Origin of the sequence: Gluconobacter sp. P5H9_a, from assembly GCF_018812085.1 — a bacterium.
GTDB lineage: Bacteria > Pseudomonadota > Alphaproteobacteria > Acetobacterales > Acetobacteraceae > Gluconobacter.
In genome coordinates this window covers 96,124-114,239 of record NZ_JACRVW010000003.1, presented here as the reverse complement: position 1 = coordinate 114,239, position 18,116 = coordinate 96,124, and the positions used below count along the sequence as shown (strand labels likewise).

Annotated in this window: 20 protein-coding genes; 4 read left to right on the top strand and 16 right to left on the bottom strand. The window is 56.7% G+C overall.

The features are described from left to right. Window positions 1-48: 48 nt before the first annotated feature. The 5 genes from KP708_RS04695 to edd form a co-directional block, all read right to left on the bottom strand. A complete protein-coding gene (locus KP708_RS04695; RefSeq protein WP_215750629.1) occupies window positions 49-402 on the bottom strand; it encodes a hypothetical protein in 354 nt (117 codons plus the stop codon). Beyond that, entirely contained in the window at window positions 399-1,976 is a 1,578-nt protein-coding gene (gene purH, locus KP708_RS04690; protein ID WP_215750627.1) for a bifunctional phosphoribosylaminoimidazolecarboxamide formyltransferase/IMP cyclohydrolase, read from the bottom strand. Before purH ends, KP708_RS04695 begins: the two co-directional genes overlap by 4 nt. After that, window positions 1,973-2,536, bottom strand: coding sequence for a metal-dependent hydrolase (locus KP708_RS04685; protein WP_215750625.1), 564 nt, complete (start codon window positions 2,534-2,536; stop codon window positions 1,973-1,975). The genes purH and KP708_RS04685 overlap by 4 nt, the downstream gene beginning before the upstream one ends. 215 nt (window positions 2,537-2,751) lie before the next feature. Next, entirely contained in the window at window positions 2,752-3,375 is a 624-nt protein-coding gene (eda, locus tag KP708_RS04680) for a bifunctional 4-hydroxy-2-oxoglutarate aldolase/2-dehydro-3-deoxy-phosphogluconate aldolase (RefSeq protein WP_202207747.1), read from the bottom strand. A 12-nt stretch (window positions 3,376-3,387) separates the two neighbouring features. Next, window positions 3,388-5,235, bottom strand: a complete 1,848-nt coding sequence (edd, locus tag KP708_RS04675) for a phosphogluconate dehydratase (RefSeq protein WP_215750624.1) — start codon at window positions 5,233-5,235, stop codon at window positions 3,388-3,390. A gap of 438 nt (window positions 5,236-5,673) precedes the next feature. Between edd and KP708_RS04670 the strand changes: the two genes are divergently transcribed. Then, complete coding sequence (locus KP708_RS04670) at window positions 5,674-6,348, top strand: YfdX family protein (RefSeq protein WP_215750622.1); 675 nt, start codon at window positions 5,674-5,676, stop codon at window positions 6,346-6,348. A gap of 103 nt (window positions 6,349-6,451) precedes the next feature. Here the strand turns inward: KP708_RS04670 and KP708_RS04665 are convergent, their stop codons facing one another. Genes KP708_RS04665 through aroQ form a run of 4 tightly spaced genes read right to left on the bottom strand, consistent with a single transcriptional unit; the run spans window position 6,452 to window position 9,287 of the window. Beyond that, the gene (locus tag KP708_RS04665; protein WP_215750621.1) at window positions 6,452-7,021 is read right to left on the bottom strand and encodes an NIPSNAP family protein; all 570 of its coding nucleotides are present in this window, start codon (window positions 7,019-7,021) and stop codon (window positions 6,452-6,454) included. 15 nt (window positions 7,022-7,036) lie between these two features. After that, a complete protein-coding gene (gene accC, locus KP708_RS04660; RefSeq protein WP_215750619.1) occupies window positions 7,037-8,386 on the bottom strand; it encodes an acetyl-CoA carboxylase biotin carboxylase subunit in 1,350 nt (449 codons plus the stop codon). Further along, entirely contained in the window at window positions 8,386-8,841 is a 456-nt protein-coding gene (locus tag KP708_RS04655; protein WP_215750618.1) for an acetyl-CoA carboxylase biotin carboxyl carrier protein subunit, read from the bottom strand. The genes accC and KP708_RS04655 overlap by 1 nt, the downstream gene beginning before the upstream one ends. Next, the gene (gene aroQ / locus KP708_RS04650; protein WP_023943307.1) at window positions 8,838-9,287 is read right to left on the bottom strand and encodes a type II 3-dehydroquinate dehydratase; all 450 of its coding nucleotides are present in this window, start codon (window positions 9,285-9,287) and stop codon (window positions 8,838-8,840) included. The genes KP708_RS04655 and aroQ overlap by 4 nt, the downstream gene beginning before the upstream one ends. A 155-nt stretch (window positions 9,288-9,442) precedes the next feature. Between aroQ and KP708_RS04645 the strand changes: the two genes are divergently transcribed. Beyond that, the gene (locus KP708_RS04645; RefSeq protein ID WP_371822754.1) at window positions 9,443-10,060 is read left to right on the top strand and encodes a septal ring lytic transglycosylase RlpA family protein; all 618 of its coding nucleotides are present in this window, start codon (window positions 9,443-9,445) and stop codon (window positions 10,058-10,060) included. Window positions 10,061-10,090: 30 nt separating this feature from the next. On the opposite strand, the gene KP708_RS04640 is transcribed toward KP708_RS04645, so the two are convergent. Further along, window positions 10,091-11,239 (bottom strand): YihY/virulence factor BrkB family protein, encoded by a 1,149-nt coding sequence (locus KP708_RS04640; protein ID WP_215750617.1) that lies wholly within the window; start codon window positions 11,237-11,239, stop codon window positions 10,091-10,093. A gap of 382 nt (window positions 11,240-11,621) precedes the next feature. Here KP708_RS04640 and KP708_RS04635 point away from each other — a divergent pair, with 382 nt between their 5' ends. Continuing rightward, entirely contained in the window at window positions 11,622-12,761 is a 1,140-nt protein-coding gene (locus KP708_RS04635) for a type III PLP-dependent enzyme (RefSeq protein WP_215750615.1), read from the top strand. A 117-nt stretch (window positions 12,762-12,878) separates the two neighbouring features. Beyond that, window positions 12,879-13,085, top strand: a complete 207-nt coding sequence (locus tag KP708_RS04630; RefSeq protein WP_215750613.1) for a molybdopterin-binding protein — start codon at window positions 12,879-12,881, stop codon at window positions 13,083-13,085. 124 nt (window positions 13,086-13,209) lie between these two features. On the opposite strand, the gene KP708_RS04625 is transcribed toward KP708_RS04630, so the two are convergent. The 6 genes from KP708_RS04625 to KP708_RS04600 form a co-directional block, all read right to left on the bottom strand. Then, entirely contained in the window at window positions 13,210-13,770 is a 561-nt protein-coding gene (locus tag KP708_RS04625) for a hypothetical protein (protein WP_202207753.1), read from the bottom strand. A gap of 200 nt (window positions 13,771-13,970) precedes the next feature. Further along, window positions 13,971-14,468: a molybdenum cofactor biosynthesis protein MoaE gene (locus tag KP708_RS04620; RefSeq protein WP_202207754.1), complete on the bottom strand. Its 498-nt coding sequence runs from the start codon at window positions 14,466-14,468 to the stop codon at window positions 13,971-13,973. Continuing rightward, window positions 14,465-15,292, bottom strand: a complete 828-nt coding sequence (locus KP708_RS04615) for a MoaD family protein (RefSeq protein WP_215750612.1) — start codon at window positions 15,290-15,292, stop codon at window positions 14,465-14,467. Before KP708_RS04615 ends, KP708_RS04620 begins: the two co-directional genes overlap by 4 nt. Further along, complete coding sequence (moaC, locus tag KP708_RS04610) at window positions 15,289-15,771, bottom strand: cyclic pyranopterin monophosphate synthase MoaC (protein WP_211496701.1); 483 nt, start codon at window positions 15,769-15,771, stop codon at window positions 15,289-15,291. Before moaC ends, KP708_RS04615 begins: the two co-directional genes overlap by 4 nt. 18 nt (window positions 15,772-15,789) lie before the next feature. Beyond that, the gene (gene moaA / locus KP708_RS04605) at window positions 15,790-16,827 is read right to left on the bottom strand and encodes a GTP 3',8-cyclase MoaA (protein ID WP_202207810.1); all 1,038 of its coding nucleotides are present in this window, start codon (window positions 16,825-16,827) and stop codon (window positions 15,790-15,792) included. Next, on the bottom strand, window positions 16,817-18,025 hold the full coding sequence (locus tag KP708_RS04600; protein WP_215750611.1) for a molybdopterin molybdotransferase MoeA: 1,209 nt from the start codon (window positions 18,023-18,025) through the stop codon (window positions 16,817-16,819). Before KP708_RS04600 ends, moaA begins: the two co-directional genes overlap by 11 nt. Between the last annotated feature and the right edge of the window lie 91 nt (window positions 18,026-18,116).

Here is an 18,116-nt window from a genome sequence, read left to right as displayed (position 1 = left end):
AAGAAAAGGTTTATACGCGGCCCTTTTCCAAGAAGCCGCGTATCAAACTCAGTTCTGAATGTGATCGTATCCGGGAGAACCAGGAAATGGCCCTCGCGTAACCGCTGCTGGCGCCGGACAAACCGGCGGCGTTCCATCAAGCGCAAAGGCCTGCACCGTATGGGACGAAGCTGCCACAAGTCCTCTCACAGCAAGAGGCTGTGCCAGACGTACACCTGCCAGAAGCTCTTCTGGAAGAATGACAGTCGTTCCATCACGCAGCATCACGCCTGTTGGCGTAATACGGGAAACAATCCCCTTCGTGACGGGCAGCGGTGACATGTCATACAGACATGGCGCGGCCGCGGCGACCATCGGGGCGGAGAAAGCCAGAAGCAGGCTTGCGAGAGCGAAAGGTTTCAATGCCGGAAATGCCTCATGCCAGTGAAGACCATGGCGATTCCAGCTGCATCGGCAGCGTCGATCACCTCCTGATCGCGAATTGAGCCACCGGGCTGAATCACAGCCACAGCACCAGCAGCAACAACACTCTCAAGACCATCTGCGAACGGGAAAAACGCATCCGATGCCGCCACAGATCCCTTGGTCAACGGGGCAGTCTCACCCGCAACATTTGCAGCATCTTCGCTCTTGCGAGCAGCAATGCGCGCGCTATCCACACGAGACATCTGCCCCGCCCCAATCCCGACAGTCGCATTGTTGCGAACATAAATGACCGCGTTGGATTTCACGTGCTTGGCCACTCGGAACGCGAACAGGAGATCTTTCATCTCTTTTTCCGTGGGCGCGCGTTTGGTGACGACCTTTAGATCGCTCTCAAGGACGCGGCCTGCATCCCGGCTTTGCGCCAGAAAACCACCGGCGACAGAGCGAAAAGCCAGACCTTCAGCTTCCGGGTCCGGCATTCCGCCAGTGAGCAACAGACGCAGGTTCTTCTTGCGAGAAAGAATTTCAATAGCCTGTCCGTCCGCATCCGGGGCAACAATCACTTCCGTGAAAATCGCACTGATACGTTGAGCAGTTTCTGCATCCAGCGTTCTGTTCACAGCCACGATGCCACCAAATGCCGAAACCGGATCACAACGCAGTGCCGCGATCCATGCCTGTTCCAGCGTTTCAGCAGACGCCACACCGCATGGATTAGCGTGTTTGACGATCACAACAGTCGGCGCATCAAACTCAGCAACAGCCTCGAACGCTGCGTCTGTGTCATTCAGATTGTTGTAGCTCAGCGCTTTGCCCTGCACCTGGCGAGCCGTCGCAATACCTGCCCGTGTGCTGCCATCACGATAGAAAGCAGCTTTCTGATGTGGGTTTTCACCATAACGCAGAAGCTCGTCGCGGGAGCCACTGAGCGTAAGAACAGGAGGCAACAATTCGCCCGCACGCTCCGCGAACCAACGGGAGATCATCCCGTCATAAGACGCCGTATGGGCATACGCAGCACCGGCATAATCACGACGCTCGCTCAAATACGTTCCACCCGCGTCCAGAGACTGAACGAAATCACCGTATTGCTGAGGAGACGTCAGGATCGTGACATGATCGAAGTTCTTGGCCGCAGCACGGATCATAGCCGGGCCGCCAATATCGATATTCTCGATACAGTCTTCATCGCCCGCGCCGGATGCAACCGTAGCGGCGAATGGATACAGGTTAACGCAGACCAGATCGATTGGCACGATGCCGTGCTCTTCCATCTGGCTCAGATGAGCCGGAAGGTCACGACGTGCAAGAATGCCGCCATGAACCTGCGGAACCAGCGTCTTGACACGACCGTCAAGAATTTCGGGGAAGCCCGTATGTTCTGAAACATCTTTGACAGTCAGACCCGCCTCACGCAGCGCCCTTGCCGAGCCCCCCGTCGAAAGCAGTTCTGCACCGTGGGCGGCAAGTGCGCGCCCCAGTTCAATCAGTCCCGTCTTGTCAGAAACGGAGAGAAGGGCGCGACGGACGGGGAGTCGGGTCTCAGTCATGATGGAAATGCAATATCCTTCAAAACATGTCCGTGCAACCGCTGGTGATGCACGACGTAAGGAGCGTGACCACCAAATGGATCACGTCCCGCGAACCCTGCCCACCCTAATAGAAAAAGAGTAGGCAGAAGAAGCATGATCTCGCCCAGACCGCCCGTGCGGACATAGGGCCAGAAAGACAGTCTGGACCGGCTAAGAGGTGCCAGAAGCTGGCAACCACCGGTTGGCAGGTCAGCCGCAATGTGGGTGGCAACGCCCAGTAGAAGAGCGCCAATCGGGCCTCGCAGCGCACCTTCCCCCATAAAAGCCCCAACCAGAGCAGCGATCAAAAGCAACACAACGCCGGAATGCGTCATCCCACGATGACCAAACGTCCGCGCCAGAAAACGGGACAGAAATTTGACCCGGGCCCCAAGCATGGAGCGCTCCGTATCAATGTCTGGAAGCAGGCTACCCAGCAACCCTGTGCAGATCGAAAAAGGCTCGGGTGACAGGACATGCCAGCGCATCGCACACAAAACAGCAAATCCGCCAATCAGGAGATGAGAACGTCCAGTCACGGGTTCTTATGATCCGATTCGGACGTTAGCGGAAAGGGCCGTAACCCCTTTTCCTGCAAAGATATTCATAAATTCCATCCCCTCTTCTTCTGGGAATGTTCTTTATCCGTTCTCAAGCAGAGAAACAGGCCCTCAATGAAAAAAAAGAAAGGCGATCCGGATCACTTCCAGACCGCCTTCCTGTTTTCAATGGAGCGAAAAATTTACAAGGGATCTTAGCTCTGGCGCAAAAGAGCAGCAGCCGTAGCACGCTGCGTCACCGTCTTTGCGTCGAACTCACCTGCCGTAATCCACGATCCGCCAACACAGGATACGGAAGGAAGTGCCAGCCAGTCGGGAGCGCTCCCTTCAGTGATGCCGCCTGTCGGGCAGAAGCGGACATTGCCGAATACACTGGCCAAGCTCTTCAGCGCCGGAATGCCACCATTGGTCACAGCCGGGAAGAACTTGAAGCGTGTCAGGCCCAGATCCAGACCGCGCATGATGTCACCAGCATTTGCGACGCCCGGAAGGAAAGGCATGTCATGGTCGCGGGCAGCGTCAGCCAGCGGTGCGGTTAAGCCAGGGCTCACGATAAAGCGGGAGCCAGCCTTGACTGCACGCTCCAGATCCGTCGGGTTCAACACAGTGCCGGCACCAACAAACGCACCGTCCACCTTGGACATTTCCTCGATCACTTCAAGCGCACAAGGCGTCCGCAGCGTCACTTCCAGAGTGGTCAGGCCACCAGCGACCAGCGCTTCAGCCAAGGGACGAGCCTGTGCAACATCATTGACCACCAGCACCGGAATAACCGGGCAGCGGGTCATGACAGCATCAAGTTTGGCAGTATCAGTCATGAAATTTGGTCCTTAGTGAATGGCGTCGCCAACGGCTTCGATTACCTGATCCATTTGGGCCAGCATGGCGGATGCGCCGGTTTCGGCCGGATCATGCACTGAACGCATGAGGGCAAACAACTCACGCCCAGTTCCGAGAGCAGGCGGCGGCGGCGCAACAGGTTCGCGTGCCTCCCATTCTGCCGGATCGACGAGAACCTCAATCTGCCCCGTTACGGCACAAACCCGGATCAGGTCACCATCCCGAACGCGGGCAATCGGGCCCCCGACCTGAGCTTCCGGGCCGACGTGAATGGCAGCAGGCACCTTACCACTCGCACCTGACATCCGTCCGTCTGTCAGGAGAGCCACCTTGTAGCCCCGATCCTGCAACACGCCGAGCGTTGGCGTCAGTTTGTGCAGTTCCGGCATCCCGTTGGCTTCCGGCCCCTGGAACCGCACAACAACAACGACATCCCGCTCAAGTTCACCATTCTGAAACGCCGTGGCGACATCATGCTGGTCATGGAAAACACGCGCCGGGGCTTCAATGGTCAGAAACTCTTCAGCAATGGCACTGCTTTTATAGATGCCACGACCGACATTGCCCTGCATGAGCTTGATACCACCATCAGCCTTGAATGGCTCTTTGACGTCCCGGAGAATGTCACGGTCCAGCGATGGCTTGGCATGCGTGTAAACGACTTCGTCATCCTGCAGGCTGGCACGGCAGGCATAATCGGCAAATCCGCCGCGCGAGACCGTCATGATGTCCGTGTGCAGAAGGCCGGCACGGGAAAGCTCAGCAATCAGTGTCGGCATACCACCCACATGATTGAAGGCGTTCACGTCCTCAGAGCCACTGGGGTAAACGCGCGTCATCAGCGGAATTGCGGCTGAGAGGCGGCTCAGATCTTCCCAGTCAATGATGATACCAGCAGCTCGAGCAATGGCAGGCAGGTGAATGGTGTGATTGGTCGAACCGCCGGTTGCCAGCAAGCCGACTGCCGCATTCACAATGGCCTTTTCATCGACACACTGCGCCAGTGGGCGGACATCTTCACCATTCAGGCTGATTTCCGCCAGACGGTGGACGCTTGCGCGCGTCATGGCCTGCCGAAGCGGCGTGTTCGGATTGATGAACGCAGAATCCGGCATCATGAGACCCATGATCTCAACCATCATCTGGTTCGTATTGGCCGTGCCGTAGAAGGTGCATGTGCCGGCGCTATGGTAGGAGGCGTTTTCCGCTTCCATCAGACGGTCCTGCCCGACCTTGCCCTGCACATAGAGCTGACGGATCCGCTGCTTTTCCTTGTTAGGAAGGCCTGACGGCATAGGGCCGGCCGGGATCAGCATTGTCGGCAGATGTCCGAAGCGCAGTGCGCCCATCAGCAGGCCCGGGACAATCTTGTCACAGATCCCCAGAAGCGCGACACCTTCGAACATGCCGTGGCTCAGGCCGACAGCCGTAGACATGGCAATAACGTCACGGGAGAACAGGGAAAGCTCCATTCCCTCCTGTCCCTGCGTCACGCCATCACACATTGCTGGCGCACCACCGGCGATCTGAGCAGTTGCACCAACTTCGCGGGCGAACAGCTTCATCTGGTCCGGGTAACGTCCATACGGCTGATGCGCCGACAGCATGTCGTTGTAGGTCGTCACAATCCCGAGGTTCGTGCTGGCCGGACGCATAAGCTCCGGCTTGTCAGACGCAGCCGCGGCAATGGCGTGAGCGAGGTTTCCGCAAGCCAGGCGTGGGCGGGAGACGCCTTTGGCCCGGTTTCGCTCCATCAGAGCAAGATAACGGCGACGGGAGACTTTCGAACGCTCGATGATCCGGGCGGTCACGCTCTCGACGACGGAATTCAAAGACATTGGAACACTCGCTGCTCGACTGACACACGCGCTGCCAGACGGAAAAAACGCTCTTTCCGCTGAAAGACACAGCCTCGTGAAGGGGCTACTTTCATACGGAACCGAACCTGGAACAGCAACACCTCACAATGCCTTTCCGAGAAAATTTATTATTTTTATTTCTCAGAATGGCTTTTTATCTTTTCATTTAAACCGTTTTTTTTCGAAAAAATGAAAATAAAGTACAAGCCAATAGTGCTGAGATATTTCAATATTATGTATTTTCGTATGCACCAGGTTATATATCAGGCAAATTTTTCGAATGAATGATCTTAACCAAGAAATAGAACAAAATTAATCCAGATTATTTATAAAATATAAATCAACTTTCATTTGATAGATTCTGAATTATGTTTTTATGTTTCTCGATATTGATTTTATATTCATTAGGATCTCATCATGCGAATTCTACTTCCCATCCTTGCATCAGCAGCTTTGACACTCTCCGCCATGCCAGCGCATGCCGGATCTCTTCATAAGGACTGGGAATCTTTCAAGGCCCATCGGGCATTTCATCACCTGTCTGCTGACGGGCAACGCGCCGTTACGGACATTCTCAAGGCACGTCAGATCCTGAGTGCCGGACAGACAGATGCTGCCATTCCGGCTCTCTATGACGCCCAGAAGCGACTGACAGCCGCAACAACGGCCAGTCAGAAGTTCCAGGCCGCAGAGAACGATCTGCATGCAGCCCCACAGCACCCACTTCCCTCAACGCATCATGCGGTCTCCGGCCAGGTTGACTGGCTACCCGTGGGTGGTGAGTTCATTGCCAGCGAGACACTTGCTCCAGAGCAGAAAGCAGCTGTGGCATCCGCCAATGCTCAGCTGAAAAACGGTGATACGGATTCAGCTGCCCAGACAATGAAGGTCGTGGGCCAGAACGCGGACTTCATTCTCGCCCTGGCCCCGATTGCCCCATTCCAGGGTGCAATTAATCGGGCAACTGTTTTCACGGAAGGTCGCCACCCGCAGCAAGCTGTAGAGGCTCTGGACGAAGCTCTGGACTCCATTGTGTTCGTGTCCGAAGACTTCGTTACGACACTAGCCCCCGCAAACTCGACCAAGAAGTAAGCTCTCTCGCCCATCTAACGCGCGGAACCAGAAACAAAAAAAGGCGGCCTGCATATTCTGCAGGCCGCCTTTTTTTGAATACGGGCACTAAAGACCGAACACTTCAGTTCCAGAGAGAGATCGCCAATGGCAGTAGAATCTCGCTTTCCATCCGCGTCAGAAACGGCGCGACTTTTGGCGGCCAGCTTCCGGTAGCCACAGCAGCGGCCCTCTTTTCCGATCGTGCATTCAGGTCTGCATAAGGCCACAGATGCGCAATGCGCGGCGTGCCCTCAAGAGAGACGAGTGTGCACGTCAGCGGGGAGACGGTTTCTCTCTCCGGCACCGCAGCGAGGAAACGCTCCTCAACGTCAGGCATGCCATCCGGCTTGGCCTCATAGCAGCGCCATTCATAGACACTTCCATAAGAGCCGGGGTTAGCGACAGGCGTGATGGCGCGCCAGGACGTCACTTCCACCCGAACCAGGTTCTCATGAGGCAGGATAGACAAGACGTCTGGACGGCCATTCAAGAGCGCCTCGTAGGTCTGCGCTGTCCTGAGAAGGGTAATGCGGTTCAGGCGACCTATTTCGGTCACCCATGCCCCTACCCCCTCAAGACCTGAGAGAGCAGAGACCACCTGCGGGATATGCCCAGGCTGAACGTCCAGAAAGATGGTCTCTACATAACTCATCACATCATCTCCGCTTCAGGACTTGGTCTGGGCGGCGACAAAGTTTTCCAGCCAGTGAATTGTGTAGTCACCTTTCTGGAAAGTCGGATCCGCCAGAATTTTCCGATGAAGCGGAATGACAGTTTCCACTCCATCCACCACACATTCATCCAAAGCACGCTGCATGCGGGCAATGGCTTCCTGGCGCGTCGGCGCATGAACGATAAGCTTGGCGATCATGCTGTCGTAGTAAGGCGGGATGCGATAGCCAGCGTAAATAGCGCTGTCCATTCGCACACCAAGGCCGCCAGGTGCATGGAAAACATTGACCGTGCCCGGGCTCGGCGCAAAGGTTTCGGGGTTTTCGGCGTTGATGCGGCACTCGATCGCATGGCCGGACATCTTGATGTCCTTCTGCGTGTAGCCAAGCTTCTCACCAGCGGCGATCCGGATCTGCTCACGCACCAGATCGACACTGCACACCATTTCCGTCACCGGATGTTCCACCTGAAGGCGGGTATTCATCTCGATGAAGCAGAACTGGCCGTCCTGATACAGGAACTCAAGTGTGCCAGCATTGCGATAGCCCATGCGCGCCAGAGCCTCGGTCGAAGTACGACCGATTTCTTCACGTTCGGCATCCGTCAGAGCCGGGGAACCGGCTTCTTCAAGCAGCTTCTGGTGACGACGCTGGAGGGAGCAGTCACGCTCGCCGAAATGCACCACGTTGCCATGGGCATCACCAAGGATCTGAAGCTCAATATGACGCGGGCGATCGAGATACTTCTCGAGATAGACCTCGTCATTGCCGAAGGCGGCACGGGCTTCTGCACGAGCTACCGACCAGGCTTCCTCGATATCGTCTGCGGTCTGCGCAACCTTCATTCCGCGACCACCGCCGCCAGCAGCGGCCTTGATCAGGACCGGATAACCGACCTTTTCGGCGACTTCACGGGCGGCCTGAATATCGACCAGCGCTCCATCGGAGCCCGGCACCAGCGGCACGCCAAGCGCACGCATGGTCGTTTTGGCAGTGATCTTGTCGCCCATCGTGCGGATATGCTCCGCCGTCGGGCCAATGAACGCCAGACCATGCTCTTCAACAGTCTCGGCGAACTCGGCATTTTCTGACAGAAAGCCATAACCCGGATGAATGGCATCCGCGCCGGTAATCATGGCGGCTGACAGAATGGCAGCGACGTTCAGATAAGAATCGCGTGCACTCGGCGGACCAATGCAGACGGCTTCATCGGCAAGACGCACATGCATTGCATCGGCGTCAGCCGTCGAATGCACGGCCACGGTTTTGATGCCCATCTCACGGCAGGCGCGCTGGATACGCAGCGCGATCTCGCCTCGATTGGCAATAAGGACTTTAGAAATCATTACTCGATGATCGCCAGAGCTTCGCCAAATTCAACAGGCTGCCCGGACTCGACAAAGAACTTTGTCAGGGTACCAGAGCGAGGAGCCTTGATCTGGTTAAAGGTTTTCATGGCTTCGATCAGCATGATCGTCTGACCGGCAGAAACGGTCTGACCTTCCTGAGCGAATGCCGGGGAAGCCGGATCCGGCGCCAGATAGGCGACACCGACCATCGGGCTTGGAACCGCACCAGGATGCTTGGCAGGATCAGCCGGAGGTGCCGCAACAGGAGCAGCGGCTGGCGATGCGGCGGGAGCCGCAGCAACGGCTGGTGCAGCAGCCTGAACCACGTTGACGTTGCGCGCCACGCGAATGCGGCTATCAGCTTCGGAGATCTCGATTTCGGTCAGGCCGGTCTGCGTCAGAATATCGGCCAATGCCCGAATGGCATCCTTGTCCACGAGCATGCGGCTCATCCTTCGTCTTCGATCATGTCGGTTATTGCCTGAAGCGCATGCGCGTATCCCCTGACGCCGAGGCCGCAGATCACACCGATGGCGGCCTGCGAGACGTAGGTATGATGGCGGAATGGCTCCCGGCGATGAATGTTGGAAATATGAACCTCAACTATCGGCAACTCAACAGCAAGAAGCGCGTCGAGCAGGGCAATCGAGGTATGCCCATAAGCAGCAGGATTAATCACGATTCCATCAGCGCGGCCGCGACACTCCTGCACCCAGGACACAAGTTCTCCCTCACCGTTGGTCTGGCGGAAATCGATCGCGACATCGAGGCGTTCAGCAGCCTGAATACACACCTGCTCGACATCGTCGAGCGTAGCGTGACCGTAGATTCCAGGCTGGCGCAGACCCAGCATATTGAGATTCGGACCGTTCAGAACGGCAATGAGAGGACGTTTCATCTGGCCGCGCGATAGCACTTTCGGAGCCGTCATGAAAGCGTCATCGCCCTAATCCTGCCGTCTTCGGAGGGTTCAAAAGGGGGACAGGCCCATGGTTTTGTGCTAGGAAGCACGGCTGAAGCCCGTTTTCGTCCACTGGAGAAGATACCAGTCTAGTGAAATTTGCCCCGCCTGCCATTCGCTCATCCCGTCGACTGTCTCCCCTGCGCAGCATGACATTTGCACTCGCGCTTGCCGGAATTGCAGGTGGAACGACTGCTCATGCAGCAGACGATTCTTCTGGTGATGCAGCGGGGACGGTCCGGACCAGCTGGGCAGCCTCTGTTCGATCCGCGCTGGCAAACCGGGCCCACAAGGCCGCGTCCTGGACCCAGCATGGCATGGCAAGCTGGTATGGGCGTCATTTCCACGGACGCCGCACCAGTAGCGGGACGATCTTCAACACAAATGATCTGACCGCCGCCCACCCTTCCCTGCCGATTGGCACAAAACTGCTGGTGACGTCTGAAGATACGGGCCGTTCTGTTGTTGTCACAGTGAACGATCGCGGGCCGTTCAATAGCCGCATCATCGATCTCTCTCATGCAGCAGCAGCGAAGATCGGGATGCTGAACAGCGGAACAGCACACGTCACCATTGCTCGTATGACTGACAAGCCTGCGTCCGATGCCGCGAGCGAAGTTGCGGAAGCCGAGTCCAAGGATACGAGCGAACAAGCCATCAAGGCTGCGGGCAACCAATCTGACACCACAAAGCAGCCCATCCACCGATAATACGGCAGACGGGCTTGCGTACCCCGGTGGTTACCGGGGTGTGTTTTCAGCCGTAACGGCTTCTGCAATCAAAGGGTCTGGTTGTGGCAGACCGGCAATCCGGGGCTGCGCCCCTTTGATGCGTTCTTCCAGCCCCGCGTTCAGCTCCGCCCCAAAGAGCACGACGTACGCACTCACAAAGAACCACATCATGATCGCCGCAACCGCCCCCAAGGGCCCGTATGTTGCGCCGTAACTCGCAAAATGCGCGACATACCAGGAAAAGCCGAGCGACATTAAAACCCACAGAACGGTCGCCACTGCTGATCCGGGGAAGATCCACCGCCACTTTGCTGGCTCCCGGCTCGGGGCAAAGCGGTAGAGCATGGTTACTGCTACGAAAACGAACAGCAGCATCAAAATCGGTGCAAGCGTGTGCACAACAAGCGGTGCACCATACGATACCAGAAGATCAAACGGCGGCGGCGGCTTTCTGAAACCCAGATACCGCGGAAGGTAATCAACCAGCGCAGGCGCTGCCACCATCAGTGCCAAGGTCAGCGCAGCACCAACAACAGCCATCAGCGTGGTAGCCAGAGCAGTTGCCTGGAACCTCAGGAAACCGCGCGTTTCGGTGGCATTATATGCCATGTTTAACGCGGACAGGATCGACTTCGTACTGGCTGAAGCGGACCACAACGCGACGGAAACAGAAAAAATCAGCCCTATGGTCAGAGACGTATGCGGCTGGGAAACCAGCTCGTGGATCCGATTGCCAATCAGCGAATAAGCTGTTGGGGGCAGCAGATGACGCAGCACTTCAAGCTGCGGCTCAACGGTCTGCAGATCAAACGCCAGACCATAAAGCGAGATCAGGCTCGATATGGCTGGAAAGAGAGAAAGCGTGGCGTAGAACGCACAGCCCGCGGCAGAGAGGGACGTCTGGGACGATCCCACTTCCGAAAAGACCTGACGTAAGACAATCTTCCAGCCCGCCTTGGGCATACTTAGGGGAGAGTTCGCTCCCGTGCCCGGGGCGTCGGGACCAAGCTCACGTGCCTTGCGAATATCTTCTTCGCTAGGTTCAGGCGTCAGTTCATGGACACGCTGGATATCCTGATGGATTTGTTTCCGGTCAGGGTCCGAAGGTGCGTCTGGCGCTGGACCGGAAGCTGACGCAGAATCGGGAAATAAGCTCACTCAGGGGTCCTCGGCAGTTCCTGTTATGGGCAACAGGCGAGATTAAGTCGTTCCGTTCTCGAGATCGACAGAACCTAGCATACGCAGAAATCACCTTCTGCGTTCCGAATTTGCCCTGATTTCACTCCCCTCAATATTTCCAAAACACAAATAATGCAAAATTAGCTCTTGCAACGGCGGGACTTTGGTTTCATACGCCCCGTCACGCAGCAACGCACGTGCCACTGGCCCTCTCGAGGTTACGCAACGACGTCAAGCGTTCTGGCCTTCCGGGTCCCGCTTCTTTTGGGTCCCCGCTATTCGCTGGTCCGTTCGACCGTTTCGCAACACACTCGCAGGGTGTCACTGTTCCCTGACGAGTCCGGTTCTGGGAAAGAGTGTCATGACTCCCAAAATCACCCGTTTTCTTGCCGAGCAGCAGCCGGCAACCCCTTGCCTCGTCGTTGATCTCGATGTTGTGGAAAGCAACTATCGTGCCCTTCACGACGCCCTGCCATCTGGCAAGATCTATTACGCCATCAAGGCCAATCCGGCACCGTCCATCCTGAAGCGCCTCGTTGCTCTGGGATCATCTTTCGATGCAGCATCGCTCGAAGAAATCCGGATGTGCCTGAAGGCTGGCGCCACACCTGATCGCATCTCCTATGGCAATACGCTCAAGAAGGTTGGTGCCATCCGTGAAGCCCGGGACATGGGCATTGATCTCTTTGTGCTCGACAGCATGGAAGAACTCGAAAAGATTGCAGAGAACGCACCGGGAGCGCGCGTCTTCTGCCGCCTGGCTGTTGAGAACGAAGGTGCTGACTGGCCACTGTCGCGCAAATTCGGCACCACGATTGCCCATGCCCGCGACCTGATGATCCGTGCGCGCGATCTGGGCCTGCATCCCTATGGCCTCTCGTTCCATGTCGGAAGCCAGCAGACGGGTATCGCCGCTTACCAGCACGCCATTGCAACGGCCGCACGCCTTTATCATGAGCTGCGCGCCGAAGGCCTTGACCTTCAGATGATCAATCTGGGCGGCGGCTTCCCAACGCACTATCGGGAAGACATTCCGTCTGTGCAGGAATTTGGCGCCGCCATTCAGGCCGCTCTCCGCGAGCACTTTCCTGATGGCCAGCCAGAGGTTCTGCTGGAGCCGGGCCGATATATGGTCGGTCAGGCCGGTGTAGTGTCGAGCGAGGTCATTCTTGTAAGCCGTCGTGGCGGTGCAGAAACAGACCCACGCTGGGTCTATCTGGACATCGGGCGCTTCGGTGGCCTCGCGGAGACGGAAGGTGAAGCCATTCGCTACACATTCCGCACGTCCCGTGATGACACAGACAGCTCACGTTCACCCTGTGTTGTGGCAGGACCAAGCTGCGATGGTGTCGATATTCTCTACGAGAAGAACCGCATCCCGCTCCCGAACAGCCTGAAGTCCGGAGATCGCATCGAAATCCTGGCGACTGGCGCTTATGTTTCGACCTACTGCTCCGTCGGGTTCAATGGTTTTCCGCCCCTGACCGAGCACTATATCTAAGTTGCTTCTGATTGGGGATGGCACAGGCTATCCCCGAAAAAAGCCTTGTCTGCTTTCTCAGGCCTTGTGTCCTAATGTGTCACCCCCATCTCCAAGGGGTAGCAAAAGGACCGCACCATGAAACTCAGCGCACGTAATCAGCTCAAAGGTCAGATTACACAGATCGTAAAAGGCGCAACGACGTCTCACATCACGATCGACGTCAACGGCACGATTATTATAAGTGCCATCACCAATGAAGCTGTTGAGGAACTGTCACTGACAGTGGGCAAGGAAGCCTATGCCGTTATCAAGGCTTCCAGCGTCATGGTCGGCGTGGACTGAGCCCACGCACCTACTTGGTCCCAGACTTCACTCAGATTGCAGGGCAGTCTGGTGAGGTCTGACCGCTTTTAAATCCAAGCCCTGCAGGCTGTGGTATTTCGTCTCTTGCAGATTTCAGCAGAATTCAGTGCAGAGTTCGTCCCGCCCATGCCTGCGGGATATCCCGTGGCCAAAGCACGCGCATTTCAGCCGGATGAATCTTTTTCCATCGTGCCAGAGATGACAAAGCTCCGGCCCCTGCTGTCTTGCGCTCATGCCGCGGAAGCCAGTGACCAATCCCAGCCATACAGTCTGAAATCAGGGCGAGAGCCGTGACAATGTAACCCTGCATCAGTCGCTCGGGGAAAAGGTCGGCAAGAAGGTGGAAGACTTCCTTCTGGCCATCATTCTGCACCGTCTGGATCCCTTGGAGAAAGCGCTCCTCCATCGCACTCAGCCCCTGAGAGCCCGGCGGATTGATATCCAGCACAGGGAGCCCGGCTTCTCTCAGATGCTGGGCTGCATCCTCGAACGCTCGCTCCGCGGCATCAAGAACAGGACGGAAAGATGCCGGAAACATGCCATCCGTCGTCCGGGTTTCATGGCAGTACGGCAGGCGGTATCGGCTGACCAGACACCGGATACTCCAGAGTGCCAGTCTTTCGCAGCAGCACAGGTCAGACAGGAAAAGCGGTGTCCGTGTCATGATCAATCTCCGAATCAGCAGAACCAGAGACACTCTAATTGAGAATGATTTGCAATATCAAACTAAAAATGCGTGACCGCACGCTTGTGGTACGAAAAAAATGCTCACTGCCCTCTCCTGGAAAGAGGACAGCAACACTCTGATTTTCAAAAAGAAAGAGAATGCCCGGCAAGAGTCAGACGTACTCGCCAGGAAATAGATCAGTGCTTGTGACCGCAAGACCCATGATCGTGATGATGATGATCGTGATCGTCATCGCTTATCCGGGGAGCGACCTGACAGTGATGGCAGGCCACCCATTCGGCGTCACCATCCAGATAATGCTCTTTCTTCCAGACGGGCACCCGGTGCTTGATCTCGTCGATGATATAACGACATGCCCGGAACGCTGCATCGCGATGAGGCGCAGACACGCCGATCCAGACGGCAACATCCCCAACCCGTAGTGTTCCCGTCCGGTGCATGGCCACAGCATGGCTGATTTCAAATCGGGCCAATGCTTCTTCAATAATCCGCGCACCTTCTTTTTCTGCGAGGGCAGCGTAGGATTCATATTCCAGACCATCCACTGGACGGCCCTCGTTGCTATTGCGAACCCAGCCTTCAAAAGTGCAGAAGCCACCAGCTTCGGCCAGATGTAAGCCCTCTCGCAGCATGTCCAGATCGACTGGCGCATCAGCCATCAGAAAATGGGTCATCCGCCGGTCACCGGCGGAATGAACACAACATGGTCCCCGCTCTTCAGAGGCTGCGTCCAAGGTGCGAAATCTCCATTCAAGGCAACCCGCAGGCGATCGGCCTCGAACGGAAAGCCATATTTCTCTTTCAGCTGCTCATAAAGCGGGCCGACCGTTCCGAAATGCGTTTCCACAGTTTCGGTTTTTTGCCCTGCGAGTTCACGCATCTGAGCAAAATATTCCACATCGAGGCGGATCATCTGTCCTCCCAATCGCCGTGAGACGCTTGCACGTTCTTCCGGAGTATTGATGTTATCCAGAGCACCGACTGTCCGTGGGGAAAGCAGTAACGTCTGGCTATTGATAAGAAGCTTACGAGGACACTTCCGCCCTCCTTCGACCTGAAGCGCCAGAGCGTCCAGCGCTCTCGGCTCCCAGATCGCACAAAGCGGTTCTGGCAGTCCGTCATGTTCGCTGCGATAAGCCACCGCCACATGCTGATCATCACGGGCAGCAATTAGAGTTTCAAGCGTAACCTGATCAAGAAGCGGCAGATCACACGCCAGAACCAACCAGGCGGCCTCTGGAAAAGCCTGATGCGCGGACAGGAGGCCCGCAGCGGGACCGTCTACTGTGACCGCGTCAACAATCTGAGGAAACTGCGCCCGCAGCAGGTCCTCTTTCTGTGCCGGACGCACGGAAACAAAACAGCGCTCAACAAGGGGAAAGAGCGCCTCAAACCCAACCTGCAACTGGGGCGCTCCGTGATAGGACAGTTCAGCCTTGTCCTGCCCCATCCGCGCACTGACGCCACCCGCCAGAACCAGACCGTAAAGCGGCCTCATGCTTCAATCCGCTGGAAGTCACGTTTTCCACCGGCCTTCCCCATAAGCTTCACTTCGCGAATGACCATGTCATGAGACAGGGCCTTACACATGTCATAGATCGTCAGGGCAGCGACTGAGGCACCCGTGAGGGCTTCCATTTCCACACCTGTCTTGCCTTGGCAGGACACGCGGCAGTCAATGACGGCTTCATCGCCTTCCATGGTAATTTCCACACGACATCCGTTCAGGGATAGGGGATGGCACAGCGGGATCAGCTGGGACGTCGCTTTCACACCCATGACACCCGCAATCTGCGCGACAGTCAAAACCGCGCCCTTCTTGGTCATGAACCCGGCATCACTTAGCGTCTGCGCAACGTCCCGGGGAAAAAGAACACGGGCCTGAGCATGAGCCGTGCGGTCTGTCACGGTCTTACCGCTTACATCCACCATGCGCGGATCTTCACCACGTTCATCAACATGAGTGAGCGTTTTCATCCGTCCTGACCTCCCGATCTAACCACCGATATAATTCATTTCTATCCGACGTTTCGTCGAAGATACCTCACCGGCGGTTCGTTCTTCACTGTACCTGTCGGTACGCATCCGCCACACCGAAGCCAGACGTTCGCGTAAAGCCTCTTCATCCGCCCCGCTGCGAAGAAGTGACCGCAGGTCTGTCCCTTCCGAAGCGAAAAGGCACGTATAGATCTGCCCGTCCGACGACAGCCGCGCCCGTGAACAATCCCCACAGAACGGAGCGGTGACGGAAGAAATGAACCCAATCTCTCCCGCACCATCCTGATACCGATACCGACGCGCAACCTCACCCTGATACTGCGCGCCTAATGGCTCAAGCGGCCAGAGAGCATTCAACCGCTCGACCAGTTCGCGGGACGGGACGACTTCACCCAGTTCCCAGTGATTCCGCGTGCCCACGTCCATATATTCAATAAAGCGCACAATGACGCCTGTATGACGAAAGCGGGCCGCAAGAGCCTCCACACCATCATCATTTACACCTCGCTGCACGACGGTGTTCAGCTTGACACCACCGGGGAATGACAACGCCTGTGCATTTTCGATCGCACGTAGCACCGGCTCCAGCTGCGCCCTACCACCGCTCATTCGTGCAAACACAGCCGGATCAAGACTATCCAGGCTCACGGTAATGCGCCCCAGCCCCGCATCTTTCAGGGACTGCGCGTGACGATCAAGCAGAACACCATTGGTCGTAAGTGCCACATCTTCGACGCCCGGTATCTCCACCAGTCTGCGAACCAGAGATACCAAATCAGGCCGAAGGAGAGGCTCGCCGCCCGTCAGGCGCAACTTGGTCACGCCTAGGGAAACCGCCGCCCGTGCCACCTGAACGATCTCGTCAAAGCTCAGACGTTCTTTAGGCTCCAGAAAGCGGAAATGTTCATGATACGTGGCTTCCGGCATGCAGTAAGGGCACCGGAAATTACAACGGTCCATCACCGAAATCCGCAAATCGTGCAGAGGACGATTGAACCGGTCCCGAACAAATCTGTCAGTCGTGCTACCAGCCATGGAACACAGCATATGAGCCCGCAGGCGCAATGCCCTCTCCGGCGGCCAGCTCTACAAATCCATCGGTTGCCGCGAGAAAACTGAAATCACCGGATGTCGGCATCGGATAGGGCGTGGCCAATGCCTGTCCCGAGCCATCATGCTGAACACGAACGGGCAGATAACGAGTCAATGTTGAAACGCGTGCAGCATCGGCTTCCAGCTTCACGGTATAGGTTTCTGGCCGAGCCACACCCTGCCCTGCCAAAAGCATGGGAATGACATACCGTGTAGCACAGCAGGTTGCCGAGACAGGATTGCCGGGCAAACCAAAAACGCGCTGTCCCTCAGGGCCAACACCAAACCAGAGCGGCTTGCCCGGCCGTTGCGCGACCTTATGGAAAACCCGCTCCACACCCAGTTTCATCAAAGCTTTGGGCACATGATCGAACTGCCCCATCGAGACGCCGCCGCTCAGGATTAACACCTCATGTCGGACAAGCTGCTTTTCCAGAGCCAGCATGGTTTCAGCCAGATCATCGGGGACAACAGAGCGTTCAAGGCGAGTAAATCCTCTGGACGCCAGCGCTCCTGTCAAGGCGTATTCATTTGAACGGCGAATTTCCCAACTCTGAACCGTCGAGCCGACATCGACAAGTTCGTCGCCCGTGGAAATAATCCCGATCGAAGGCACGCTGGACACTTCAACGGTCGGATATCCATTTCCTGCCAGCACAGCCAAAGCCGGTCCATTCAGACGCAAGCCTGGCTTCAGGAGTTCATGTCCCGCCTTGCAGTCTGAGCCCTTCAGATGGATGAACTGGCCTTTCTGCGGCTCGTACCCCGCTTCAAAGTGGACACGCTGACCGTCCCGGATCAATCGCTCGACGGGGACAACGGTATCAGCCCCTTCCGGCAAGACGGCTCCCGTCATGACATCAAGGCAGGTCGCCCCATCGGGTAAAGGCCGCGCGGGCACCCCAGCACGCTGGACGCCATGACAACCCAGCACTGCGCCTGTGCCGTAGCGATAGGCCATACCATCCATCATGACCCGGTCATAAGGAGGCTGATCACGTTCGGCATGGACGCTCTGTTGCAGGATGCGGCCAGAAGCCTTGGCCAACGGAACGTGTTCTGTTCCAAAATGACCTGCATATCCGAGAACGAGGTCCACGGCTTGTGCGACGCTCAGGAGTTCGACCAATTTCTGCTCCACTGATAATCCGTGCCGGAGTCCGTTCCTGCCGATATAGACCCAATGCGGTCCTGATCAACTCCCCGACGTGACAGGCTATGTCACAAGCGCA

Coding starts and splice junctions, on each gene's coding strand:
- KP708_RS04635 (WP_215750615.1), top strand. CDS start 11,622: ATGACTCCCAAAATCACCCGTTTTCTTGCCGAGCAGCAGCCGGCAACC.
- eda (WP_202207747.1), bottom strand. CDS start 3,375: ATGACTGATACTGCCAAACTTGATGCTGTCATGACCCGCTGCCCGGTT.
- KP708_RS04620 (WP_202207754.1), bottom strand. CDS start 14,468: ATGACCCATTTTCTGATGGCTGATGCGCCAGTCGATCTGGACATGCTG.
- accC (WP_215750619.1), bottom strand. CDS start 8,386: ATGATTTCTAAAGTCCTTATTGCCAATCGAGGCGAGATCGCGCTGCGT.
- moaA (WP_202207810.1), bottom strand. CDS start 16,827: ATGGCTGGTAGCACGACTGACAGATTTGTTCGGGACCGGTTCAATCGT.
- purH (WP_215750627.1), bottom strand. CDS start 1,976: ATGACTGAGACCCGACTCCCCGTCCGTCGCGCCCTTCTCTCCGTTTCT.
- KP708_RS04615 (WP_215750612.1), bottom strand. CDS start 15,292: ATGAGGCCGCTTTACGGTCTGGTTCTGGCGGGTGGCGTCAGTGCGCGG.
- KP708_RS04655 (WP_215750618.1), bottom strand. CDS start 8,841: ATGAGCCGCATGCTCGTGGACAAGGATGCCATTCGGGCATTGGCCGAT.
- edd (WP_215750624.1), bottom strand. CDS start 5,235: ATGTCTTTGAATTCCGTCGTCGAGAGCGTGACCGCCCGGATCATCGAG.
- aroQ (WP_023943307.1), bottom strand. CDS start 9,287: ATGAAACGTCCTCTCATTGCCGTTCTGAACGGTCCGAATCTCAATATG.
- KP708_RS04665 (WP_215750621.1), bottom strand. CDS start 7,021: ATGAGTTATGTAGAGACCATCTTTCTGGACGTTCAGCCTGGGCATATC.
- KP708_RS04625 (WP_202207753.1), bottom strand. CDS start 13,770: ATGACACGGACACCGCTTTTCCTGTCTGACCTGTGCTGCTGCGAAAGA.
- KP708_RS04670 (WP_215750622.1), top strand. CDS start 5,674: ATGCGAATTCTACTTCCCATCCTTGCATCAGCAGCTTTGACACTCTCC.
- moaC (WP_211496701.1), bottom strand. CDS start 15,771: ATGAAAACGCTCACTCATGTTGATGAACGTGGTGAAGATCCGCGCATG.
- KP708_RS04630 (WP_215750613.1), top strand. CDS start 12,879: ATGAAACTCAGCGCACGTAATCAGCTCAAAGGTCAGATTACACAGATC.